This is a genomic window from Cylindrospermopsis raciborskii Cr2010, assembly GCF_003367075.2.
Taxonomy (GTDB): domain Bacteria; phylum Cyanobacteriota; class Cyanobacteriia; order Cyanobacteriales; family Nostocaceae; genus Raphidiopsis; species Raphidiopsis raciborskii.
Map to the genome: position 1 here is coordinate 655255 of NZ_CP065936.1, position 24790 is coordinate 680044.

General features: G+C 40.4%; 26 protein-coding genes and 2 pseudogenes. 18 read left to right on the forward strand and 10 right to left on the reverse strand.

The window, feature by feature from the left end; genetic code table 11:
- Positions 1–105: 105 nt before the first annotated feature.
- A complete protein-coding gene (locus C6N34_RS03030; protein WP_115538471.1) occupies positions 106–1290 on the forward strand; it encodes a glycosyltransferase family 4 protein in 1185 nt (394 codons plus the stop codon).
- Between the two features lie 121 nt (positions 1291–1411).
- Positions 1412–2449 (forward strand): cyanophycinase, encoded by a 1038-nt coding sequence (locus C6N34_RS03035; RefSeq protein ID WP_181407026.1) that lies wholly within the window; start codon positions 1412–1414, stop codon positions 2447–2449.
- Between the two features lie 40 nt (positions 2450–2489).
- Here C6N34_RS03035 and C6N34_RS03040 read toward each other — a convergent pair whose 3' ends face one another.
- Positions 2490–3470 carry a CHAD domain-containing protein gene (locus tag C6N34_RS03040; protein ID WP_115538472.1) on the reverse strand — a complete coding sequence of 327 codons (981 nt, stop codon included), beginning with the start codon at positions 3468–3470 and terminating at the stop codon, positions 2490–2492.
- Positions 3467–3871, reverse strand: a complete 405-nt coding sequence (locus tag C6N34_RS03045; RefSeq protein WP_006277702.1) for an NIL domain-containing protein — start codon at positions 3869–3871, stop codon at positions 3467–3469. The genes C6N34_RS03040 and C6N34_RS03045 overlap by 4 nt, the downstream gene beginning before the upstream one ends.
- Positions 3872–3955: 84 nt before the next feature.
- Here C6N34_RS03045 and C6N34_RS03050 point away from each other — a divergent pair, with 84 nt between their 5' ends.
- Positions 3956–4540, forward strand: a complete 585-nt coding sequence (locus C6N34_RS03050) for a thioredoxin family protein (protein ID WP_006277703.1) — start codon at positions 3956–3958, stop codon at positions 4538–4540.
- 79 nt (positions 4541–4619) lie between these two features.
- Positions 4620–5699, forward strand: a complete 1080-nt coding sequence (locus C6N34_RS03055; RefSeq protein WP_057178042.1) for a Gfo/Idh/MocA family protein — start codon at positions 4620–4622, stop codon at positions 5697–5699.
- Positions 5700–5709: 10 nt separating this feature from the next.
- Here the strand turns inward: C6N34_RS03055 and C6N34_RS03060 are convergent, their stop codons facing one another.
- On the reverse strand, positions 5710–6354 hold the full coding sequence (locus tag C6N34_RS03060) for a hypothetical protein (protein ID WP_115538473.1): 645 nt from the start codon (positions 6352–6354) through the stop codon (positions 5710–5712).
- 194 nt (positions 6355–6548) lie between these two features.
- On the opposite strand from C6N34_RS03060, the gene C6N34_RS03065 reads away from it, so the two are divergent.
- The 3 genes from C6N34_RS03065 (at position 6549) to C6N34_RS03075 (ending at position 9130) form a co-directional block, all read left to right on the forward strand.
- Positions 6549–6956, forward strand: a complete 408-nt coding sequence (locus C6N34_RS03065; protein ID WP_057178043.1) for a hypothetical protein — start codon at positions 6549–6551, stop codon at positions 6954–6956.
- 70 nt (positions 6957–7026) lie between these two features.
- A complete protein-coding gene (locus C6N34_RS03070) occupies positions 7027–8235 on the forward strand; it encodes a glycosyltransferase (RefSeq protein ID WP_236107365.1) in 1209 nt (402 codons plus the stop codon).
- 85 nt (positions 8236–8320) lie between these two features.
- Complete coding sequence (locus tag C6N34_RS03075; protein WP_115538475.1) at positions 8321–9130, forward strand: alpha/beta fold hydrolase; 810 nt, start codon at positions 8321–8323, stop codon at positions 9128–9130.
- 37 nt (positions 9131–9167) lie between these two features.
- Here the strand turns inward: C6N34_RS03075 and phnF are convergent, their stop codons facing one another.
- Complete coding sequence (gene phnF, locus C6N34_RS03080) at positions 9168–9911, reverse strand: phosphonate metabolism transcriptional regulator PhnF (RefSeq protein WP_236107367.1); 744 nt, start codon at positions 9909–9911, stop codon at positions 9168–9170.
- A gap of 105 nt (positions 9912–10016) precedes the next feature.
- On the opposite strand from phnF, the gene phnH reads away from it, so the two are divergent.
- From phnH to phnK, 5 genes and pseudogenes are all read left to right on the forward strand, one after another.
- The gene (phnH, locus tag C6N34_RS03085) at positions 10017–10604 is read left to right on the forward strand and encodes a phosphonate C-P lyase system protein PhnH (RefSeq protein ID WP_115538632.1); all 588 of its coding nucleotides are present in this window, start codon (positions 10017–10019) and stop codon (positions 10602–10604) included.
- Positions 10601–11077 carry a GNAT family N-acetyltransferase gene (locus C6N34_RS03090; RefSeq protein ID WP_141303630.1) on the forward strand — a complete coding sequence of 159 codons (477 nt, stop codon included), beginning with the start codon at positions 10601–10603 and terminating at the stop codon, positions 11075–11077. The genes phnH and C6N34_RS03090 overlap by 4 nt, the downstream gene beginning before the upstream one ends.
- Before the next feature lie 142 nt (positions 11078–11219).
- Positions 11220–12389 carry an alpha-D-ribose 1-methylphosphonate 5-triphosphate diphosphatase gene (locus tag C6N34_RS03095; protein ID WP_236107369.1) on the forward strand — a complete coding sequence of 390 codons (1170 nt, stop codon included), beginning with the start codon at positions 11220–11222 and terminating at the stop codon, positions 12387–12389.
- Positions 12386–12523 (forward strand): hypothetical protein, encoded by a 138-nt coding sequence (locus tag C6N34_RS03100; protein ID WP_161808606.1) that lies wholly within the window; start codon positions 12386–12388, stop codon positions 12521–12523. The genes C6N34_RS03095 and C6N34_RS03100 overlap by 4 nt, the downstream gene beginning before the upstream one ends.
- Positions 12507–12620 (forward strand): annotated as a pseudogene (phnK, locus tag C6N34_RS03105) (phosphonate C-P lyase system protein PhnK); the annotation flags it as partial. The gene C6N34_RS03100 and the pseudogene phnK, both read left to right, overlap by 17 nt.
- A 424-nt stretch (positions 12621–13044) precedes the next feature.
- Here phnK and C6N34_RS03110 read toward each other — a convergent pair.
- The 6 genes and pseudogenes from C6N34_RS03110 to phnC form a co-directional block, all read right to left on the reverse strand.
- On the reverse strand, positions 13045–14592 hold the full coding sequence (locus tag C6N34_RS03110; protein WP_236107373.1) for an AAA family ATPase: 1548 nt from the start codon (positions 14590–14592) through the stop codon (positions 13045–13047).
- 192 nt (positions 14593–14784) lie between these two features.
- Positions 14785–15867, reverse strand: a complete 1083-nt coding sequence (psbA, locus tag C6N34_RS03115; RefSeq protein WP_006277566.1) for a photosystem II q(b) protein — start codon at positions 15865–15867, stop codon at positions 14785–14787.
- A gap of 793 nt (positions 15868–16660) precedes the next feature.
- Positions 16661–16972 (reverse strand): annotated as a pseudogene (locus tag C6N34_RS03120) (Uma2 family endonuclease); the annotation flags it as partial.
- Complete coding sequence (phnE, locus tag C6N34_RS03125; RefSeq protein ID WP_181407024.1) at positions 16973–17794, reverse strand: phosphonate ABC transporter, permease protein PhnE; 822 nt, start codon at positions 17792–17794, stop codon at positions 16973–16975.
- 143 nt (positions 17795–17937) lie between these two features.
- Positions 17938–18948: a phosphonate ABC transporter substrate-binding protein gene (phnD, locus tag C6N34_RS03130; protein ID WP_115538996.1), complete on the reverse strand. Its 1011-nt coding sequence runs from the start codon at positions 18946–18948 to the stop codon at positions 17938–17940.
- An 83-nt stretch (positions 18949–19031) separates the two neighbouring features.
- The gene (gene phnC / locus C6N34_RS03135; RefSeq protein WP_236107375.1) at positions 19032–19772 is read right to left on the reverse strand and encodes a phosphonate ABC transporter ATP-binding protein; all 741 of its coding nucleotides are present in this window, start codon (positions 19770–19772) and stop codon (positions 19032–19034) included.
- 276 nt (positions 19773–20048) lie between these two features.
- Here phnC and C6N34_RS03140 point away from each other — a divergent pair, with 276 nt between their 5' ends.
- The 6 genes from C6N34_RS03140 to C6N34_RS03165 all read left to right on the forward strand — a co-directional run bounded on the left by C6N34_RS03140 (position 20049) and on the right by C6N34_RS03165 (position 24787).
- A complete protein-coding gene (locus C6N34_RS03140; protein ID WP_115538998.1) occupies positions 20049–21068 on the forward strand; it encodes an ABC transporter ATP-binding protein in 1020 nt (339 codons plus the stop codon).
- Positions 21069–21155: 87 nt separating this feature from the next.
- Positions 21156–22034 (forward strand): ABC transporter permease, encoded by an 879-nt coding sequence (locus tag C6N34_RS03145; protein WP_115538999.1) that lies wholly within the window; start codon positions 21156–21158, stop codon positions 22032–22034.
- Between the two features lie 33 nt (positions 22035–22067).
- Positions 22068–22436: a hypothetical protein gene (locus C6N34_RS03150; protein ID WP_057178671.1), complete on the forward strand. Its 369-nt coding sequence runs from the start codon at positions 22068–22070 to the stop codon at positions 22434–22436.
- A gap of 30 nt (positions 22437–22466) precedes the next feature.
- Positions 22467–23450 (forward strand): CAF17-like 4Fe-4S cluster assembly/insertion protein YgfZ, encoded by a 984-nt coding sequence (ygfZ, locus tag C6N34_RS03155; protein WP_115539000.1) that lies wholly within the window; start codon positions 22467–22469, stop codon positions 23448–23450.
- A 44-nt stretch (positions 23451–23494) separates the two neighbouring features.
- Positions 23495–23953 carry a DUF2214 family protein gene (locus tag C6N34_RS03160; RefSeq protein WP_006275945.1) on the forward strand — a complete coding sequence of 153 codons (459 nt, stop codon included), beginning with the start codon at positions 23495–23497 and terminating at the stop codon, positions 23951–23953.
- 195 nt (positions 23954–24148) lie between these two features.
- Positions 24149–24787, forward strand: a complete 639-nt coding sequence (locus C6N34_RS03165) for a peroxiredoxin (RefSeq protein ID WP_115539001.1) — start codon at positions 24149–24151, stop codon at positions 24785–24787.
- Positions 24788–24790: the final 3 nt, after the last annotated feature.

Genomic DNA, 24790 nt, shown 5'->3' on the forward strand with positions numbered 1-24790 from the left:
TAGAAAACTAAAAACCACATCAAAGGTTGAAGGTTGATAAGAAAATAAAGTCTCGAATTCCTGTTAGTTATTTAAATTTTTGTAAAGTATCGGGGAGTCAAAAGAATGAAGATACTGGTACTAAGTTGGGAATTTCCACCAAGGATAGTTGGAGGTATTGCTCGTCACGTGGGAGAGCTGTACCCAGAATTGGTGAAGTTAGGACATGAAATTCACCTAATTACACCCGATGTGAAACAAGCATCCCCTTATGAAGTGGTGGAAGGTATTTATGTGCACCGATTACCAGTAGCCCATAGCCATGATTTTTTTCACTGGGTAGTCAATTTAAATCAGAGTATGGGTCATTATGGTGGTAAATTAATTAAAGAAGGATATTTTGATATTATTCATGCCCATGATTGGTTAGTAGGAGACGCGGCGATCGCCCTAAAACACAATTTCAAAATTCCTTTAGTTGCTACCATTCATGCGACAGAATATGGAAGATGTAATGGGATTCATAATGATATCCAAAACTATGTGCATAGTAAAGAAAATGAATTGGCGTATAATGCGTGGCGGATTATTGTTTGCACCAAATATATGCAAAAAGAAGTGACCAGAGCCTTGCAGAGTCCCCCAGATAAAATAGACATAATTTATAATGGCATTCGTCCGGAGAAAAAACGTCATCATCGGGATTTTCATGCCCAAAATTTTCGTCGGCAATTTGCAGCTGATCACGAAAAAATAGTGTATTATGTTGGGAGAATAACCCATGAAAAGGGCATACCGGTATTACTCAACGCTGCTCCTCAAATTCTCTGGGAAATGGGTGGTTATGTTAAATTTGTGATTATTGGTGGTGGGAATACGGATCATTTAAAACAACAAGCTTGGGATTTAGGAATTTGGGACAAATGTTATTTCACAGGTTTCCTTTCTGATGATTATTTAGATAAATTTCAAACCCTAGCTGATTGTGCGGTTTTTCCTAGTTTATATGAACCCTTTGGGATTGTGGCCTTAGAGAGTTTTGCTGCGAGGGTACCAGTGATAGTATCAGACACTGGTGGTTTTCCAGAAGTCATTGAACACACAAAAACAGGAATTATCACTCAGGTAAATAATCCCCGCTCATTAGCACGGGGAATCTTAGAAGTTTTGAAAAATCCCGGTTATGGAAAATGGTTAGTAGATAATGCATATCAAGAGTTGGAGCGCCGTTTTTGCTGGACAGAATTGGCCCAAAAAACCGTTACAGTTTATGAGAAAGTGTTAAAAGAGCGATCGCAAGTTGATTGGTAGGATACCAACTAAAAGGTCAAAAGAACACTAATACCTTACGGTGGGAATTTCTGTGGAGAAGTGCAAGATTTAAAGATAATTGGAGATAATTAGAAATAATAGGTGTTTGCAACTTCTGAGTATGGCCAAATGGTTGAAAACAGCAATTGATATCTTGTTGAAGATGGGAACCTCCCTCCTATCCCACTTAAAAGCTAACTTCAAGCGCTACCTGGAGAAAATAGACAGGGATGTTACTCCTTCTGCGGGAAAATCATATCCTTACAATAAGTGTGCTCAATCCCAGCTAGCTGGACCAGTACATAATTTAGGGGGTGGTGGTGTGGATGTGGACGATGGAATTCAATGGATGATCAATCAAGTTAGAGGTGGTGACAACTCTGACCAAAAAGTGAATGTTTTGGTTGTTCGTGCTAGTGGAAATGATAACTACAACGAACTAATTTATCGCATGCGAGGAGTAAATTATGTAAAAACCCTAATTGTTAAAAACCGACAAGAGGCTAATAGAAATGATATTTTTGATCAGGTCAGAAATGCTGGAGTAATTTTCTTTGCAGGTGGGGATCAATGTGAATATATACGTCACTGGAAAAATACCAAATTGGAAGCTGCAATCAAATCAGTTTATGATAAGGGAGGAGCGGTGGGTGGAACAAGTGCAGGAGCAATGATTCAAAGCGAGTTTGTTTATGATTCTTGTGCTTGCGAGGAGAGTATTGAAACTTGGGAAGCACTTAGTGATCCCTACAGGAATATCACCTTTACTTATAACTTTTTCCAATGGAAGTATTTAAAAAGGACTGTAATTGACACTCATTTTGATGAACGTAAACGTATGGGGAGAATTATGGTCTTTATTGCACGACAAATACAAGATGGTATATCTAAAGATGCTTTAGGTATAGCTATTAGTGAGCAAACATCTTTATTAGTAGACAAAAATGGTATGGCCAAAGTAGCGGGAAGGGGTGCAGTCTATTTCGTGCTAGGAGATCATCCCCCCCAAGTCTGTCAACCCGGTCAACCGCTGACTTACCATGAGTATAAAATTTGGCGTTTGATTCGAGGTGAAACCTTTAATTTAAAGCATCCACCATCCACCGGGTATTATTTCAGAAGTGTGAAACGGGGTAAATTTGATCGTGACCCCTACTAGCTTCCCACGTGGTAAATCTCGGGAGATATTCCGATGTAAATTACTGTATTTGTAATACTGTTAGGTATAAATTCTTTCTGGTTTCTGTTTTTAAAAATTCCATTTGTAAGGGTTGCCATTGCTGCCATAATTGATAGCGATTGGTAGCTAGGATGGTCATCATTTCAGTTAAACTGGATTCGCCTTCTGATTTATAGATATCTAACAACCACTTGTTTAAAACCATGCTATCTTGCAGATTACCCAAAATTTCTTGAACTTGTTTAATTTGCCCAAGCTGTTGTGTGAATGATTGTTGGTATAGGTCGTCAAATAAATCTATTTGATAGCGGACTCTTTTGGCCTGTTTTCGCAGGTCATGGAGAGTTTCTCCCTGGATTTTTAGGCTTTTTTCTAGCTCTTCAGGAGTCCATTTTATTGATGTAATCCCAGCTGTATCTAGGGTTCTCGTACCAATTATCCATCCTGGATGTAATAGAAATCTACTGATTTGTGGTAGGAGGAGTTCTGGTACTGCTTGCTGGATTTGTAACTGTGCTAAAGGATTGTATATGGGGTTTTTTAGCCACTCCAGCAAGTCCTGTTTAAAGGATTTATATAGTTCCGATTTGAAGATTTTCTGCACCGATAAACAGACTGATTCTCGCTCTTGAGATATGGCAGAAAAAGCCCTTTCTAAAGAACTTTGTTGATGGGGTGATAGGTATGGTTCATAGTCCCGCTCCAGAATTTCTTTTAACACATCTAAATCCCTGAGCTTTCCTAAAGTTCTGGCAATTTTACCAATACTTTGATCATTCACGGATGAAGGTAGATCTAAAAAAGAACTAAAACTAGTAACGGCAGTACGTAAACGACGCATTCCTACTCGCATTTGGTGTAATGCTCTAGGATCCTTGTCTTTCTTGACCGATTTTTCATATTCAAGGGTTTTCTCAGCGATTTTCGTCAATGCTTGATGTGCCAAGTATCCTAAGCTTGTTGCTGATAATTTTGTCACAGATGTGGTGATTAGTTTCATAAATTAGTCGAAATAGCTTGTAATGGACACGAAGAAATACACTGCTCACAGACAATACACCGCGATCGCGTAAATGTTAATTTGTATGTTTCTCGGTTCAAAGATAATGCTTCCGTAGGACAAACCCCTGTACACAGTCCACAGTCAACACATAGTTGATCATCAATAACTATTTCACCCAAATTATGAGAAACAGCAATATGTTGCGATCGCATCCAGTCAATAGCTGCATCTAACTGGTCAATATCACCTGATAATTCCACCACCAGTTTACCAATTTGATTAGGAGCAACCTGAGCGCGGATAATGTTAGCAGCTACGTTAAAATCCCTCGCCAGTCGGTAAGTAACAGGGATCTGAATTGCACGTTTAGGAAAGGTCAGGGTCACTCGTTTCTTCATAGAAAAAACCACATTTGGCTAAATTTGATAAACTAGATCTGGAAAATGCCTAATTGCCTAATAATAATTATTAATAAATAAACCATGATTCCAGATGCACCCCTTGATCCCAACACCCCCACCCAGTCAACCCTGGGAAATCGGGTCAGAAACTTCCTCATAGTAATTGTAGCGATCGCCCTCACTGGACTCTTATTTTTAGGACTGAGAAACCAAACCAGTGCGGTTTCCCTTCAGGAACTAGACCAAGCATCTACCCCTTTAGAGATGGCCATAACCAACAATCGACCCAGTCTAGTAGAATTTTACGCTGACTGGTGTACAGTTTGCCAAAAGATGGCACCGGACATAGCAAAATTGAAAGATAAATATGGTGACAAGATGAATTTTGTCATGTTGAATGTGGATAATAGCAAATGGTTGCCAGAAATGCTTAAATATCGAGTGGATGGCATACCCCACTTCGTCTTTTTAGGTAACCAGGGGGAAACTATAGCCGAAGCGATTGGTGATACACCTCGTACCATTATGGATAGTAACCTGGACGCATTAATCAAAGGTTCTCCCCTTCCATACGCTCAAATGAATGGCAGAGCTTCTGGGTTTTCTGCTCCAGCTTCAACTAATCAAGACGATCCTCGTAGTCATGGTGGACAAGTAGTTAATTAGTTAATAATTAGTTAATTAATTATTAGAGTGGGAATGGGGAATAATAAAATTTGTTAAAACAATTCTAAAAACTAAAATTATGATTGGTGTAGCAATAGTTGGGAGTGGATTCGGACAAAAGGTACATATTCCTGCATTTAGTTCCCATCACAAAACTAAAATATTCAGTATTTATCACAGAGATATCAAGCAAGCCCATTCTTTAGCGAGAGCTTATGATATCCCCCACCATAGCGACAATCTAGAAGAAATTTTGGCATTACCAGAAGTGCAAGCGGTGAGTATATCCACACCACCGTTTTTACATTACCCCATGGGTAAACAAGTATTAGCAGCGGGTAAACACCTCTTATTAGAAAAACCGACCACCCTAAATGTAACTCAAGCTAAGGAACTATATCAACTAGCAAAGGAAAAAAACATTATTGCCACGGTAGATTTTGAATTTCGTTTTGTTCCAGCATGGCAATATTTACATCAGTTATTAAATGACAACTATGTAGGAAATATTAGACTAATTAAAATTGATTGGTTAGGGTCATCTCGTGCTAACACAGATCGTCCTTGGAATTGGTACTCCCAACAAGAGCAGGGTGGTGGAGTTTTAGGTTCCTTAGGTTCCCATGCGTTTGATTATATTAACTGGTTATTTGGAGAGGTGACAAGACTTAATGCTTACTTAACCACAGCAATTACCCAAAGAAGAGATCCAGTGGATGGAGAGTTAAAGGTAGTGAACAGTGATGATAATTGTTTAATTTCATTAGAGCTAGAGGAAGGAATACCTTGTCAAGTTTGTATTAGTGCAGTAGTGCAAGCCAAGAGAACTCATGCTATCGAAGTGTATGGAGACAAAGGGACATTAATTATAGCGAGTGAGAATCAAAAGGATTATATTTATGGGTTTAGAGTTTGGGGTTGTGAAATTGGGGGAAGTTTCACCGAATTGGAGATTCCTAAACAATTATTATTTCCCCAAGACTACACTGATGGTAGGATTAGTGCATTTTTGCGAGTTGTAGACCAATGGGTGAATGGAATAGAAACCCAAAAGGAGATTGTTCCGTCATTGAAACAGGGAGTTTATTCCCAACTGTTGATGGATCTGTGTCATCAATCATCTCATTCCAGAACCTGGGTAGACGTGCCAAGTTGGTAATGATTGTGACCTACCACACCTTGGCTTGAAAATCCTTTTTCACGTCAATAGCTACCGAATCTCCCGCTGGACGGATTAGAAATAGACCTTGTTCTAAGGCGTATTGATCTGCTTTTTCATCCACTTTAATACCCGCCACTGCTCCATAAAGCTTATATTTTTTATATTTAGGAAATACATCCTTGAACCGATCAAGTACTTTTATAAATCGTTTAATATCTCGTACCTTTAAGTGAGACTTAACTTCAATAGCTACAATTTGACCATCATTTTCTGCCCAAATATCAATTTCTATGGAACCTGCATAATCATGAGCTTTTACCTGAAGGGAGGTATAGTGGACATCAATACCCTGTTCTTTAAATAATCGTACCGCAGCAGGTCTAACTAAGTTTTCTACAAACTCACCCCATCTACTAGTGATGGATCCCATATACTTATTAGTTTCAGCCACCATCTTCCTAGTTTCTTCCATAGATATACGGAATTGATCCATCTCTTCTTCATGTTTTCTTTGGCGTTGTTCATATTCTCGTTGACGTTGTTCATATTCCCGTTGACGTTCTTGATATAGAAGTTGTTCTACTTCTCGTTGTCTTTCGCTTTCTTTAAATAGGGCAAAAATATCCGCAAGTGTAATGTTTTCGCTACTCATAAGTCTATAACCTTAGGTAAAAATATCTTCCATTCTAACCTATTTCGTTATTGTACACAGGAAGTGCGATCGCATGTGTATTCACAAAACTTATTTTAAATTAAAAGTCTAGTTGTGACAATATTGTATGCAGGTCCTTAATACCCCATTGATGTCACCACAATTTTATTGGTTTTCAGACCTGTTTGAGAAAATTGGCAATTGTAGGATGGAACCGTGGTACTGTTGTTGAAGTAAATTTTACTGGTATATTGGTGATGAAAATACTTTGGGCATTATTGCCAACAACCCTAATTGCGCTAAACGCAGGAGAGTTGTTCGCTCAGGAGAAATTTGCAGGAGAATTTAACGGGAATCTCCAGATTGGTAAAACCCACTCCCATGTTTTTTATTTTGGTAAAGAAAGTGGAGACACACTAGTTTATTTCTTTGAAACCCAATCCCCTGTGGGTAAAAAAATTATTAGTATCTGTAAGCGCAATAAGCCATGCATGGGAAAAGCCCAGCTCCAAATAGTTAAACCTATTCCCAAGGGTATTCCTGAATCCACATCTGGTACTTATAAAATTATCTCGGTTTCCCAAGTGAACGGGAAAAGGTAAACTGGGGACAGATATATTAGTTATGCATATTGGTTTATATTGCCCGGTTGAAACAGGCCATCTAAATACCATGTTACCGATTGGTGAAGCCTTACTCCTAAAAGGTCACAGGGTAACCTTTGTAGGTATACCCGATGCTCAAGCAAGAGTTGAAGCACTTGGTATTCATTTTTTTCCAGTGGCTATGGAATCCTTTCCCCAAGGGAGTATAGAGAAAATCTTTGAAACCTTGGGTAAAAGAGAAGGTCTATCCGCTCTACTTTACACCATAGGAATCTTTCGACACGTTTCATATATGGTTCTCCAAGATGGGGCGATCGCCTGTAAAGATCTCAAGCTGGATGGAATGGTCATTGATCAAACCAGTACCGAAGCAGTGGCGATCGCCAAAATTTTGAATATTCCCTATGTTACAGTCTGTAGTGCTTTACCATTTAACCAAGAAGTTGGAATTCCACCTGTTTTTACAACATGGCAATATGGTGACTCATGGTTTTTCAAATTGAGAAATCAATTGACTAATTATGTAGGTTCTTTGATAGGAAAAATTATCCACGAACCAGCAAACCAGTTTTTAAAAAATAATCAGTTGCCCATACCAACAACTTTTGATTCTTCCCTGGCAATTATCTGTCATCAACCAAAATCTCTGGAATATCCCCGAAAAACCTTGCCTGATAACTTTCATTTTACTGGACCATTTCATACCACAACAAGCCGCAAATTTGTTGATTTTCCCTGGGAAAAATTATCTGATAAACCCCTAATTTATGCCTCCATGGGAACATTGCAAAATCGCCTGAAAAATACCTTTCAAACCATTGCTGCAGCTTGTGAGAATTTGGATATTCAATTAGTGATTTCTCTGGGTGGTTCTGCTAATCCTGAAGATCTACCACCCCTACCGGGTCATCCCCTGGTTGTTCGTTATGCTCCTCAAATTGAACTACTCCAGCGAGCGAGTTTAACAATTACTCATGGAGGTATGAATACCACTATTGAATCTTTGACTCATGGTGTTCCCCTGGTGGCTATTCCTATTACTAATGATCAACCAGGTGTCGCAGCTAGAATTCAATGGTCTGGTTGCGGCGAATTCCTCGAATTAAAACAATTAACAGTGCAGAAGTTACGTGAAAAGGTAAAACGGGTTTTAGAGGTCCCCAGCTATCGAGATTGCGCCCAACAATTTCAACAGGAAATTAACCATTCTGGAGGTATTAATCAGGCGATCGCCATTATTGAACAAGCTATCTTGACTAAACAACCTGTGGTCTAGTCACCCACCAGGGGGTGGGTCATAACCCTGACATAGCAATTAATCTTATTTCAAATCTTATTCCATTTCACAAGAGGTTATAACTGTGAAACAATTCATTCAAATTGGTGACTATGAGGCCGCCTATATTGTTCAGGGAAAAGGTGAACCATTAGTTTTATTACATGGTTTTTTCGGTAATGGGTCAACCCTAAATTGTCTGGTAGAGCAATTACAATCTCAATTTCAATGTTTCAGCTTAGAGCTATTAGGATTTGGTGACTCTTCCAAACCCAAAATTAATTATTTAATTCAGGATCAAGTTGCCTTTCTCAAGCAATTTGTAGATAATCTCCAACTGCAAAAGTTTTATTTAGCTGGTTATTCCTACGGTGCATGGGTCGCTTCAGCCTATGCTATTCATTACCCATTTAATTTACATGGTTTAGGTTTAATTGCGCCCGCAGGTATTCGTGATGATAGTTTTGTTGGACGTTATGACCACCTTAAACCACTACTTTGGCAGACAAAACTTGTGGATTTGGCGATCGCCCTATATAAGCCTTTTGCCTACTTTAGCGGAAACAGGGATGGTTACCAAAAAATTGCCCAAGCACGTCATGCGCTGGTGACTCAACCTGCTGCTGCTGCTATGTTAAAGAGCAGATTAAAACCAACGGATGCTGTGGATACGGTGGAAAAACATATCCATCAAATTTCGACACCAACAATAGTTATTGCTGCGGAAAATGATACTACTATTCCCCAATGGCACAGTGAAACCTATGCGAAAACCATTCCCCAAACCGCTTTTTATGTTATCCCAGATGCTGAACATGACTTTGTTAATACTCATGCTCCGGATATTTGCCGCTTAGTTTATTCTTTTTTTACATCGGTAGCAATAGATGTCTGAAGATCTACATTATACGGTTTTCAGGTATCCCATTTTTCTAATGATATTGAGTTAAATCATTTTGAAAAAATAACTCCATGCGATCGCCCCGGAATCGAGTTACCCCATATTCAATTACATTACCACTTTGATCCACATTCACAGACTCAGCCAACAGAATAGGTTGATTATCGGAGAGTTGCAACAAAATGGCATCTTGCGGTTGCACTAACCGAGCAGAAACAGCTGTACTGCGTCGAATATGGTCACATCCATACACCTGATACAAAAACCTTGATATGGATTTCTCTGTCTCTAAAATCTGAAGATGGCTGGGTTCAAAAAAGTCTGGGAACCTTTTTAATGGAAAATATCCACTACATACACTAATGGGTTGGTCATTAGCAAAACCTAAACGTTCAACGAGGGCTACTCTCTCCCCAAAACCAATTTCTAACCCTTTGGATATTGCTATATCTGCTGATATCTCTAAAATACGTAATAACTCAAACTGAGCTTGCCAACCCTGGGCTTTAAGAGTTTGAGTGTAACGCACTCTCTTACCAATAGGATAACGAATTGTCCTAGCAGCTACAAAGGTTCCTCTCCCCCTCTCTACTCTTATCCATCCTTCATTTTTTAATAAACCAATGGCTTGTCTAATAGTATGCCGATTTACTCTAAACTGTTGTGCTAAGTTTGTTTCGGTAGGTAGTTGTTCCCCTGCACTAAAAACCCCTTGTAAAATCTTTTCCCGCAGTTGATGGGCAATCTGATTGTAAATGGGAATAATTTCTCTCATATTTTATATCTATCCTATTGCTATTTACTCAAAAATCTGTTAATTTATCTTTTGTCTAGATGTCTAGATAGGTTAAAAATAGTTTAAAACACAATCTTGTCATGAATGTCAAACATACTTACTCAAATACCGGGGTTTTCTGATCCTGTCCATGATGCCCAGCAAACATTTCGCGCTTTGCTATGTGCTGATGCACAACCAGGAAAACCTGAAAAAATCCATGTCCAGATTAAAGTCCCTCAGGGGTTAACGCCAGCTTGCGGTGCAGCTTGTCTGACTCTGTTGGATTTAGATGTCAAACTGTGGATACAACCCACATTCTCTTCCTCAGTGAGAAATTGGTTGTTGTTTCACACTGGGTGTCAACTAACACCAGACCCACAGCAAGCGGACTTTGCCTTAATTCAAGACTTGGCATCTATGGCGGAATTATCTGTTTTTAACCCAGGAACAGCGGAAAAACCGGAAGATTCCACAACCTTGCTGATACAGATAGCAAGTTTTAATGGCGGAAAATCTATCACCTTAACAGGTCCAGGAAATTTATCACCTAAAACCATAGCACCTAGCATTACTAGCACTTTTTGGGAATTCTGGGAACAGAATTATCCGCTTTATCCTCTGGGAATAGATGTTTTTCTATTTACAGAAGATTCCGTAATGGGACTACCCAGAACTGCAAAACACTCATGAAACTGAAAATTCGCCTAACTGATTCTCAGGATTGGTCAATATTAAATCAGTTATATGCTGATATGGATCAAAAAGCTCCCCTAGCTGACCATCGAGTGCAAGAGATTTTCACAGAAATTAGTCAGATTCCCAATTACCATATCTACCTTGCGGAATTAGACTATGAACCAGTGGGGACATTTAGTCTTCTGTATGTACCGACAATGATGCATCCTGGTTATCATAGATTTGCCATATTGGATGCAGTCACAGTTATCTCCTCTCTTAGAGGTCAGGGGATTGGCACAGAAATGGTTAGATTTGCCCTGGAGCAGAGTGTAGCAGCAGGTTGTTATAAGGTTACTTTATCTTCCAACTTAAAGCGTGATAATGCTCATAGGTTTTATCAGTCATTAGGATTTGAACAACATGGTTGGAGCTTTAACTGTGTAGTTCAACCAGATATTAAACAGGATGGGTTAGCAGTAGGGTAACCTATGGGGGTGTTGGGTTTCATACTTCAACCCAACCTACTAGGTTCATCTTATATTTAATTCCACCCACCTACTTAGATCGGAACTGATTAATAGTTAATAGGTTTTCAACAAACATATTAGAAAAATAGCAGGAGAATCAGTGACAACCAGCAAAGTTGCCATTCAAGGAGTTAAAATCCTGACTTCTAGAGGATGGGTAGAAGACGGCACGGTTTTGATAGAGGATGGGATATTTACCAGTGTTAACCAATGTGAGGTTCCCCATGGATTTGAGATAGTGAATGGACAGGGTTTACAAATGTTACCCGGGATTATTGACCTGCATGGGGATGCTTTTGAAAGAATGATTTGTCCCAGGCCTGGAATAAATATTCCCCTGTCTATGGCTATGGTTGAAAACGACCGAAATCTTTTGGCATGGGGTATCACGACTTTTTACTGCTCTATTACCGATTCCTATGAACCTGGTTTACGCAGTCGCGAAACGGCTGGTCATATTATGGAATTTATTTTAGGCACGGGTAAGGAGTTTTTAAAAACTAATCACCGGATTCATATTAGACATGAGGAAGCTAATGTTTTGGGACATGATGAGTTGTGTGAATGGTTGGAGACGGGTCGTATAGATATTTTATCGATAAATGACCATCTACCATCTACTCCAGAAGAAAAGAGATGGTATAGATACCTAAATAGTATTAAACAAAGAACTTCTTTATCTCTGGAGGAAATAACTCAACTGGTTATGCAGGTGAGGGAAACAAGAGACCAAGCTGATGAGCAAATAGAAACTCTCATCAAAATCGCCCAGGGGCGGAATATTCCTCTGGCTTCCCATGATGATGATACACCAGAAAAGGTGGCTCTTAGTCAAAAAAGGGGGGTGGCAATTGCGGAATTTCCGGCGAGTGTGGATTTGGCGGCTCAGTGTCAAGCTTATGGAGCTTCTGTACTCATGGGGGCACCTAATTTAGTGCGTGGAGGTTCTCACCTTGGTTTAATGAGTGTGGGGACGGGGATAAAATCTCAAGTTATTGATTGTCTTTGCTCGGACTATCACTATCCCTCATTATTTTATAGTCCCTTCAAAATAGCAGAAGAGGGACTAATGTGTTTTGAAGAAGCATGGTCGTTGGTTTCTAGTAAACCTGCTGCTGCTGCTGGTATTGGCGATCGTAAGGGACAAGTTGCTCCGGGTCTGGATGCTGATTTCCTCTTAATATCACCGGATTTACCTGTGCTCTGTGCTATTGTATCTGTTTATGTGTTGGGAAAAGAAGTTGTCTATTATCCTCTGAAAAAACTATGAATTTTACTATTGAGGAGGTTTGTCGTTTGTTCGACGAAAAAGGGTCAAAAGAGGAGTTTATTCGTTTACCTTTTGCTCCAGATGCGGTAAAACTAAGAATTGTTGATTCTTATGGATTTGATTCTTATGGATGAGCCAACGGGTGGACTGGATGTGTCAGTTCAAGCTCGATTGCTAGATCTGCTGCGATCGCTGGTTAGAAATTTTAATCTAAGTGTAATTTTAGTGACTGTGAACTCATCGTGCGATCGCATTTCATAGAGGTTTCCATTAATTCTACTTCCCAGAGGGAAGCGTACCAACGAAAAACTAGCCCCTTGGTACAGCACCGTAGCAAGTTCTACCCATTTTCGCTCGTATCAGAATAAAAATGAGTCGTTGCCGCTATGTCTTGTCGATATTTGTAAACGCTGCGATGAAATATATCAGGAATTATATCAATTTCGACTTTATTAGAGAGTATTGGTAATGAAAATTTTGAATTAGTGAATTTAGGACGGTTCTTGACCCGTTGTCAAGGTATCACATCCAAAAGAATAACGGGTAATTGCTACCATGGGGAGTGTTTATATCCCGTGGGTTTGTTGGGTTGAGCAACGAAACCCAACCTACAAGTCCTCTGGCGATCTCCCATAGGGAGTGCTTCGCAATCGCCCTAACTGCGAATAACGGTAATAGTGCGTCCCCCTGGACTAATAGCTTGCTCCGTACTAATTCTCTCTCCCATGGGTGGTAACCCCGCACGGCGATCGAAAATCACTAACCAACCTGTATCCAATCCTAAACCATCCAGATATTTATCCAATTGGATCAAACCCTGGGTTAGCGGATCTAACTTTTCTTTCCGCACCTTTAACTCTATGCCCATCACCACTTTGCCATAGCGCAAACAAATATCCATCCTCCCAGAACCAATGGCATATTCTCGTTCTAACGTACCACCACCATTCACTACCCGATGCAAAAATGCCATTAACACCAAGTGAGGAGCAATCTCATGGTAGGGCGCACTTTTGAGCAGTGGTTCCCCATGTTGTCGCCAAAATTCCAAAAAAGAGTCTAATAGGATTTGAGGGTTGAGTGTGCCATCAGGGTTTAACCAGTTGGGTTCCACCGAAGTTAAAGAGGCGATCGCCACGGAGGCTAAAGCTTTAGGTAAAATCTCTCGATAAATAGGGTTAGCAATTTCCAGTCCACCCCCGCGATCGCGACGGCATAAACCCAGATCTAACACGTATCGTAAGTTATCTTCTGGCGTATCAGCTAAGTCTTCACCAGCTAACATAGGTTGAATAATGTCCCTGACCCTATCTTCCCGTAATCTTTCTGCCAAGCTATCTAAATGGGTATCCTGGCGTCGAATCAGAATTTCCTTGGCTTGGTTAATCACTTCAGCAGTAATGGGTTGGGTGATATCTTTCACTAAAACCTGAGTAGCTTGACGAGCTAGGGCGTTAACTAACCACGGTTGTCCATCGGTCAAATAAAATGCCTGATGGATGGCTTCCGGGGTAAACACCTGTCCCGTAGCTTGCGTATGTTGTAAGTAAAGTTCTTCTACTTCTGATAAAGTAAAATTACTGAGGGTTAAAGACTCAGCCTTGATATTGAAAGGACTGGAAGTATTAAGTCTTTTACTTCCACCGGATTTAACCTTATAGTCCCGCACATCCCGCATACCAATCAACCCCACCGAATGGGGAAACGCCCGGGGACGACGGGGAAAACCCGAACGTAATTGTCTTAAAATAAAGATTAAAGCTTCATCTGTCAGGGAATCTATTTCATCTAAAAAGATTACAAGAGGTCTTGGAGATTGGGTAGACCACTCACTTAAAGTTTTGCCTATTCCTGAGTCTGTTTCACCCTCTGGCCAATAGGATGGTTGTAGTTCTTTGGGTAAGTAAAACTTAATTGCCTGTTTCCATTCTTGTAAAATAACCTGCTCCGCTTGCTGGGGATTATGGGAAAATCCCGATCCTACTTCCACAGAGAGCATGACGGCGGTGTATTCCCCACTATCAGTCAATTCTTGAGCTAGAGCTATCATAGCGGTGGTTTTGCCTACTTGTCGCGGCGCATGAATGATAAAGTAATTGCGACCATCAATTAGTGCTTTCAAATCCGGTAGTCGAACCGTTGGGGAGAGCATATAGTGGATATCAGATTGGCAAGGACCAGCAGTATTAAAGTGTTTGGGCATGGTGAGAAGGAGTTTTTAAAAATAACCTTACCGATTTTATTCTAGAACCTCTATAGACCAGCTCATAAGGGATCTTCATTGAAACCAGCACCCAACACCCTCAACTCATGGCATTACTCAAATAATACGCCATAAAAAAAGCCCCCCACCAGGTGAGGAGCTTTTCATTTACCAGTATTGGTTATTAAATTATTAACCGTTGATTGCGGGAGCGGTTAATGCTACAGGTGCTACTTCACCAGCAGCTAGGTCTAAGGGGAAGTTGTGCGCATTACGCTCGTGCATTACTTCCATACCTAGGTTAGCGCGGTTGATTACGTCAGCCCATGTACCGATTACCCGTCCTTGAGAATCAATGATGGATTGGTTGAAGTTGAATCCATTCAGGTTGAATGCCATGGTGCTTACACCCAGTGCTGTAAACCAGATTCCTACTACTGGCCATGCTGCCAAGAAGAAGTGTAGTGAACGGCTGTTGTTGAATGAAGCATATTGGAATATCAATCGTCCGAAGTAACCGTGTGCTGCTACGATGTTGTAGGTTTCTTCCTCTTGTCCGAACTTGTAACCATAGTTCTGAGACTCGGTTTCGGTTGTTTCTCTTACTAAGGAAGATGTTACCAAGGAACCGTGCATAGCGCTGAACAAGCTACCACCGAATACACCTGCTACTCCTAGCATGTGGAAGGGGTGCATGAGGATGTTATGCTCTGCTTGGAACACAATCATGAAGTTGAAGGTTCCAGAGATGCCTAAAGGCATACCATCAGAGAAGGAACCTTGTCCGATGGGGTAGATTAAGAATACTGCGGTAGCTGCTGCCAAAGGAGCGGAGAATGCTACGCAAATCCAAGGGCGCATGCCTAAACGGAAGGATAGTTCCCATTCACGACCTAGGTAGCAGGCTACACCAATCAAGAAGTGGAAAATTACTAGTTGGTAAGGACCACCGTTGTATAACCATTCATCTAAGGATGCAGCTTCCCAAATTGGGTAGAAGTGCAAACCAATAGCGTTGGAGGAGGGAACAACAGCACCAGAGATGATGTTGTTACCGTACATTAAGGAACCAGCTACGGGTTCGCGGATACCGTCGATGTCAACGGGGGGAGCAGCAATGAAAGCAATGATGAAGCAAGTGGTAGCTGCAAGTAGGGTGGGGATCATTAACACGCCGAACCAGCCAATATAAAGGCGGTTGTTGGTGCTGGTGATAAATTCACAGAAGCGATCCCATACGTTGGCGCTTTGGCGCTGTTGAATGGTGGTGGTCATGTTTTTATAAATGCGGTTTAACCGAAGGTTTATGTATGTTCAGGTAGGTGTTTCTACCTTATGAACTTATATTAAGACAGATGTTTAGTTTTGTAAAGGGGTTTTTACAAAAATTTTTAATAATTTTGCCAATTAGGGATTTTGCTATATGTAGTAAGGATTTTCGACTACTGTAGGTATTTTATATGTATGTAGATCAGATTTTTTTTATACATTTAATTATAATCATCCCGGATAGTTGAGTTTCTTATTAAACTCAAGCTACAAGATTGGTGAAGTGTTTAGAGAGGCGATCGCACGACTATTTTAGTCAAGGAATATTTGCGCAATTCGGGACTAGAATTTGCAGCTGGTAACCAGTTCGGTACTGATACCTATTTTCCCTTCTTTAGGGCCCAGCTGAAGGCGGTCAACTTTCCCGCAAACACACGGCAAAGCCCCTAAAGGTTAAGCAAAGGGGAATTAATTGCCAAATCTCCCCCACTGCGGTTTAAAACTGGTAAATGAGGCTTTTAACCTGATGATTAAATTGTCTATAGCTGACAATATAGACCTCCAAGTTATAGTGTTTATAAAGAACTAGGGAGCGGCGAATAGCTTGGATAATCCACTCCATTTTAATTTTAAACTCTTGTGTGGACTTGTGATAATATGTTTGCCACGCGAGCTCCCATAGGGAGTGCTTCGCGATCGCCTGTGATTTCTATATACTCCTAAATAAGACCACAGATATTTTTAAAAACCAAAACCAAAGTGCTAAAACTGAGTCGATGATTTTAATTTGTAACTGTTATCAAGCTAATTCCTCAAAAACAATATCCTCATAAACCGACTGAATGGGAAAACTTAAATCAATACTTTGTAGCTCGATATTATCCCCCGACTGATAATTAAAAATCTCCCAATTACCCCGATCATTTTTGCGGTATAAATCAATCGCTATTTTCTCAGCATCAACTAAAAGATAATCTTGCAAACTAGGATTGCGACGATACAATCTAAATTTATCCCCTCGGTCATAACTGGCCGTACTGGGAGATAAAACCTCAACAATTAGACAGGGATATTGAATTGCTTGGATTGCAGTGCGATCGCCCTCGTCACACTAAACCAACCAACTTCTTATCTTAGCAGATAACAAATCAATTATAGCAGTAGCTGCTACTAGAACAATTAAAATCGCACAGACTTTTTGATATTGGAAAGCGCCAAAGCTTTGATAAAGTGAAACACCTATGCCACCAGCTCCCACTATGCCCAGAACAGAAGCGGAGCGGACATTAGATTCAAATCTATAAAGCGTAAAAGAAGTCCACAAAGGCATAACCTGGGGAATCACACCATAAATGACCTCTTGAATATGACTAGCACCAGTAGCTCTAATCCCATCCACTGGACCCGGTTCAATAGATTCTACTGCTTCAGAGAACAATTTACCCAATACTCCAGTGGTGTGTACAAATAAGGCCAATACCCCTGCAAAGGGACCTAACCCCACTGCCACTACAAATATCAATGCAAACACTATTTCATTAATAGCACGCATAGCATCTAATACTCGCCTTGTTGGTTGCACAATCCATATTGGGCACATATTATTGGATGCTAGGATGGATAAGGGAACAGAAACGATCGCCGCCATTAGGGTTCCCCAGAGTCCCATAGAAATTGTAATTACAGTTTCAGAAAAGTAATATCCCCAGTCGGAAAAGTCTGGTAGAAAATATGATTTAACATACTCCACCATATTGTCTCCACGTTGCAAAAGCACTAAGAAATTTAATTCACTTTGTAGATAGGAGGCAATAAGGGCCACAGCAATTGCTAAAACTAACAGAACTTTTTTGGTAGTGACAAGTTTGGCTTCTTTCTCTAACATTGCCAAGACATTAGGAGAAGAAACTGGGGTTTCTAATTTCGGGGACATGCTCGTATACGCCTAGATTTAATACTATTATACTTGGTGGAGTTATCTATTGAGAGTAGACCTTCTCTGTTTTCAGGTAGCTGTTGATCTCTAACTTAGTTTTTAAAAATCAACAGCTGATAATTACTGGCAATTAAGTGGTATTAACGTCCTTGCAGTTTTCGTAGTTGGCTATTCAAGTTGTTTAATTTTTGTTTATCCGCAGGGGTTAGATCAGTTTTAGCCTCCAAGTCCAAAACCTGTTTAGCAAGATCCAATTCTCGAATAGGGTTCCAGGTTTTATCATTAGCCGGTATTAACGCTGACCACTGCAAAGGTTCTAAGATTTTTTTGTCTTTGAAATTGTAGAAGAAATTCTGCAGTTTTTTCTTCACATCAGCTGGTAAATCTTTACGATAAGCTATGGGATCACTAGGGATAATTGGTGATGTCCAGATGATCTCAATGTTCTGTCTGGCTGAGGGCCTAGTTTTTTCCAGTCTTTCTAGAGACTCATTATTATTAGTGGCTACATCCACCTGGTTATTGGCGACTGCTAAAGCTGTAGCTTCATGACTACCTGAGAAAATTAAGCGTTTAAAAACTTTCTTGGGGTCAACTTTATTTTTACCAAATACATAGTAACTAGGTACTAAAAACCCAGAGGTAGAGTTAGGGTCGTTAAACGCAAAAGTTAATTTACTCGCATTTCGGATCACATATTTATCCCCACCCTGTTTCTTTGCTGCTGCTGTAATTGGACTACTCTTATTGGCAATTAGATGGGCATAGTAACCTTTTTTTCCATCGCTAGAAACAGTTTGGGCAAAGGCTTCTGCATTGGCAATTTTAGCAGCTTCAATATAGGATTTACCTCCATACCAAGCTATTTGCACCTGACCAAAACGCATGGCTTCAATTACCCCCGCATATTGGGTAGCATAAAAAGCTCGCACAGGAATGCCTATGGAAGTTGATAACGCCGCAATAAATGGTTCCCAAAGGGGTCTTTGATTGGCTTGGGATTCCGTGGAAATGATACCGAAGTTCAGTTCTTTTATTTGTTGGGCTTGTACTGGCTCAATACCCTTGTTACCAATGGTGGCAATGACTTGAGTACCTAGTAAAGACGCACCAAATAAAGCGGAGCTTTCAATGAATGATCTGCGTTTCATGGCTATTCCTCAATGATGTTTTATAAGTGATATTTTCTTCTGGTGCGCAAGATTTAAGTGCGGAAAAAACTCGAGTTTAGAAATCATAGCAGCACTTCACCATGTCCTCGCATTACCAATTCTTCCACAGCTGCACCATAAATTTGGTTTAGTTTCCTATCATCCAATTCTACGGTTGCGCCATCGAATTTTACTTCTCCATCCTTCAAGGCAATTACCCTACTAAAGTAGTTTCTTACCATTTGAATTTGATGTAAAGAGGCTACTACACTAATTCCATTATCTCGGTTAAGTTGCACCAGCAACTCCATTACTTTACGTGCTGACTCTGGGTCTAATGAAGCAATGGGTTCATCCGCTAATATAATCTTTGCCCTCTGAACTAAACAACGAGCAATGGCTACCCTTTGCTGTTGTCCTCCCGAAATTGTAGAGGCTCGCTTGTAAGCATGCTCAAGAATTCCGACCTGTTCCAGCGCAGCTAGGGCTTGAATCTTTTCTTCTTTAGTAAACAAATGTAATGTTGAACGAAAGGGAGAGACTCTGGCCAGGTTACCAACCAAAACATTCTCAATTACTGTCAACCGATTTACTAGATTAAACTGCTGGAAAATACAACCAATGCGACTGCGTAACAGTCTGACTTTCGAATGTAGTTTTCCCTGACTTTGCAAGGTGGTACCATATACGGTGACCTCACCAGCATCAGCAGTTTGTAAGCCATTAATGTGCCGCAAGAGTGTGGACTTTCCTGAACCGGATGCACCAATTAGGGCTACCATGTCCCCCTCATATATGCTACATGACACTTGTTTTAGTGCCACTTTGCCTTTAAAACTCTTGGAAACATTGTTAATCGTAATACTCACTGTGGTTGTTGTTGATTCATGGTCTAGTTTGACCCTAGATTAACAGCGGTTGGTTAAGTAATAGTTAAGTAAAGGATAATTTTAGATGTAAGATGTAATATCGGGTTTCCTAAGATTGGATGAAGATTAGCAATCACCACCTCAGTCAAACCAACCTACGTTAAATGGCAAAGCGCAAAACTGATTTTTTGGGTAAAATGGGAGATAAATTGTTGGGAAACGTATAGCACTATGGCTTCAGCCGTTTTAATCGAACATCTAAGGAAAAGCTACGGTAAGGTCGTCGCAGTCAAAGATGTGTCTTTTGAGGTACAATCGGGAGAAATCTTTGGTTTACTTGGTCCCAATGGTGCAGGTAAAACTACTACTCTCCGCGCTCTTTGTACTCTGACTACCCCAGATGCTGGAAAAGTTCAAGTTTCGGGTATATCTGTTGTGGACCATCCCAAATTGGCACGACAAAGGTTGGGTTATGTCGCTCAGGAGGTAGCCATAGATAAGATATTAACAGGTAGAGAACTATTACAACTGCAAGCAGCTCTTTACCATCTACCCGGTGCAGCAATCAAGGAGCGAATTGCTAAGGTTTTGGAGTTGCTTGGTTTACAGGAATATGCAGATCAAAAAACTGGAACCTATTCTGGTGGTTTACGTAAACGTCTAGATCTAGCAGCTGGGTTGTTACATTCCCCAGATGTGTTAGTTTTGGATGAACCAACGGTAGGATTGGACATAGAAAGTCGAATTGTAGTCTGGGATTTCTTGCGCAAATTACGAGCAGCTGGTACTACTGTAGTCATCACTAGTCACTATTTAGAAGAGATTGATGCTTTGGCAGATAAAGTGGCAATCATAGATAAGGGTCTGGTAATTGCTGCTGGTACACCTGCTCAATTAAAAGATCAAGTGGGAGGCGATCGCATTACTTTGCGCATCCGGGAGTTTTCACATCAGGAGGAAGCAGAAAAGGCCAAGAACTTATTGGCGACTCTACCTTTTGTGCAGGAAATAATCATTAATTCCGCCCAGGGAAATTCTTTGAATTTAGTTGTTACCCCGCAAAATGATGCCCTAATTACTATTCAGCAGACTTTAAGTAATGTAGGTCTACCAATTTTTGGTATTGCCCAATCCCGTCCCAGTTTAGATGATGTTTACTTGGCTGCTACTGGTAAGACATTAATGGATGCGGAGTTAGCAGCGGTAGCTAATCGTGATCCTAAAGCTGAGAAAAAGCAAAATATGAGATAGGTTGGCAATATACAATCCTAACCAGTTGGTCAAGGGACCTAAGAATCCTCATATATTCATCAATAACTTCGCCCAATCTAAATCATTATGAAGACAGATATCAATTTACCATCAGTTACTTCTCCCTCCCTTATGGTCTCTGAAACTGGATCTAGTTTTATAGGAGAAATCACTCAAGAAACCTTAGCTCTAACCCGTCGTCTATTTATTCAACTACAGCGTCGTCCTTCTACCCTCATAGCTGGTATTATTCAACCAGTAATGTGGTTAGTGTTATTCGGCGCATTGTTCCAAAATGCCCCCCAGGGTTTATTTGGTTCCACTGCCAATTACGGACAATTTTTAGCTGCTGGTGTGATAGTATTTACCGCTTTTGCTGGGGCTTTAAATGCCGGTTTACCGGTTATGTTTGATCGGGAATTTGGCTTTTTAAACCGGTTACTGGTAGCACCTTTAGCTTCTCGGTTTTCTATTGTGTTTGCTTCTGCTATTTTCATCATTAGCCAAAGTTTACTTCAAGCAGCAGTGATAGTCGGTGCAGCAGCAATGCTAGGAGCAGGACTACCAGATATTAATGGACTAGTGGCGATCGCCTTGATCGTATTTTTACTGGCATTGGGAGTTACAGCTATTTCCCTGGGTTTGGCCTTTGCTTTGCCTGGACACATAGAACTAATAGCAGTAATTTTTGTAAGTAATTTACCTCTATTATTTGCTAGTACAGCCTTAGCTCCATTATCTTTCATGCCAGAGTGGTTAAAAATCGTAGTTGCTCTCAACCCTTTGAGCTATGCCATAGAACCAATTAGGCATTTATATCTCAATAGTGATTGGGAACTAAATGATGTGGTGATGGAGGTGTTTTGGGGTAATGTTAGCTTTGGAGGATCCTTGTTAGTATTATTGGGATTTGCAATAGTGGCTTTATTAAGCATTCAATCCCAATTACGCAAAACCTTAGCCTAACCTTGTTAAAACAGACAAAACGGAGGGGAAATCATGAACAAATATTTTTTGAAGGGTAAACTTTTGCTGGTTTGTGGTGCAGGAATAGGTCTTATTGGTTTATTTGCACCACAACCAAGCTTTGCTAATACCGCTATTACAAGTCAACCTTTGAATAGTCCGGACAACACAAATCCTTTGGTAAATGATTCGGGACTTGATATGTTCAATATAATTCATCGGTTGAACTTTGGCCCATTGAACTGGGACCCTAATCAGCAAAATCAGCAGTTAGAGGATGCAGCAGCAGCCTTTAAAGCCCGTCAAAATCAGATATTGCAAAATCAGCAGCCATCAAAGATAAAAGTAGAAGAAAATAGACCTGGTGGCAATACTGATGGTAGTAATACAGAAAGAAAGTAGTTGCGGATAAAACTAAATAGGTGGATGATTATGTTAACATCTTTAATTGATAGCGAAGACAGAGCAGCTGTTTATGCAGCTAAAACAAAAACTGCTGTTTGCGATCGCTCCCATTGGGGAAGAATTGAAGTTACTGGTGAAGATAGATTGCGTTTTTTACACAATCAAAGCACTAATAACCTTCAATCTTTACAACCAGGTAGTGGATGTGACACTGTGATGGTCACTTCCACAGCTAGAACCATAGATTTAGTGACTGGATATGTCTTAGAAGACAGAGTATTATTACTAGTCTCACCCAATCGGCGGGAATTTTTACTCTCCTGGTTAGACCGTTATATATTTTTCGCAGACCAGGTGACCCTGACAGATATAACCGAGCAAACAGCAACATTCACACTCCTGGGTCCAGAAAGTGATACCATAATCAGTAAACTAGGTGCAGCATCACTTCTGAGTCAACCTGATGGTCATCACATTTCAATCAATGGCATCATTTTTGCTGTTGGTACAGGATTAACTATACCTGGCTATACCCTAATTCTCCCCAGAGCAGAAAAACAGCAAATTTGGCAGCAACTCCTAGATTGGGGAGCAGTCAAATTGAGCGATCGCCATTGGGAAATGCTGCGGATTTCCCAAGGTCGTCCCGCTCCCGATGCAGAGCTAACGGATGATTATAATCCCTTAGAAGTTGGTCTTTGGCAGACAGTTTCGTTTAATAAGGGTTGTTACATTGGTCAAGAGACCATTGCCAGACTAAATACTTACAAAGGGGTAAAACAACATTTATGGGGAATTAAGCTAAAAAATTGTGCACAACCGGGAACTATAATTACCATATCAGAAGAAAAAGTTGGTAAACTTACCAGCTACATAGAAACTCCTGAAGGACACTTTGGGTTAGGTTATATTCGTGCGAAAGCAGGAGGCGTGGGTTTAACTGTAGAAGTGGGAGAAACTCAAGGAGAAATTGTGCCAGTCCCTTTTGTTTCCTGGGAGTATCCTCAATAATTGAGGTATAGCAATTTATGAGCTTTTTAATTTAGGATGAATTTATGTTAGTTAATGCGATAGTCGCCTATTTACACTATTTGAGCTTAGCAATTATCTTTGGTTCCTTATGTACAGAACTATTTACCCTTAAACCAGACCTAACCAATAAAGAAGGATGGCGAGTTCTTATAGCTGATAGCGCCTACGGAATTGCAGGGGTTACCGTCCTAATCACAGGTGTTCTCCGAGTTTTGTACTTAGAGAAAGGAGCTGCATACTATACTCATCAACCGGTTTTCTGGTTGAAAATATCCATATTTATCCTGGTTGGGTTATTGTCCTTGTATCCCACCTTTTCATTTTTGATGTGGATTAAAAATCTCCGTAATCAGAATTCCCCAGAAGTCAGTCCCGAAAAAATCAATCTGCTCAAAACTATTATTCGTCTAGAGCTTGTGGGATTTAGCCTAATTCCCCTTTTTGCTTCAATGATGGCAAGAGGAATTAGACTAGGATTATAATAGGTGTGTCTTTGTTTGTACCCATTTTCTCCTCTATAGGTAGCTTGCAAGCACTAAATCCCACACAAAGAGATAGGGTATGTAAGGAGTTTGTAAAAATTTGTTGCAACTAGCAAAGTCAGTTTAGGATAAAGATCCATCTATGTTATAGTGGGGCGGTAAATAATTATCTTTTCTAATTACAGGGAATCTAGTATGGCTCTCCATCTTGGTGATACAGTACCAAACTTTACACAAGCATCAACACACGGTGAAATCAACTTCTATGAGTGGGCGAGTGACAGCTGGGTAGTGCTGTTTTCCCACCCTGCTGATTACACACCTGTTTGTACCACAGAATTAGGCACAGTTGCTAAATTAAAACCCGAATTTGACAAACGTAACGTCAAGGCGATCGCATTGAGTGTGGACGATGTAGAATCCCACCAAGGATGGGTAGGGGATATTGAAGAAACCCAAAGCACCACACTAAACTACCCAATTATAGCAGATCCAGACAAAAAGGTTTCCGAGCTATATGATATGATTCACCCAAATGCGGCAGCCAATATTACAGTGCGCTCCGTATTTGTCATTGATCCCAACAAAAAACTTCGTCTTTCCTTCACCTATCCTCCCAGCACCGGACGTAACTTTGATGAGTTATTGCGGGTTATTGATTCCCTGCAATTAACTGATAACTACAGTGTAGCGACTCCAGCAGACTGGAAAGACGGTGAAGATTGCGTAATTGTACCATCCCTAAAAGACCCAGAAGTTCTGAAAGAGAAATTTCCCAAGGGTTATCAAGAAATCAAACCCTATTTACGGTTCACCCCCCAACCCAATAAGTAGAGG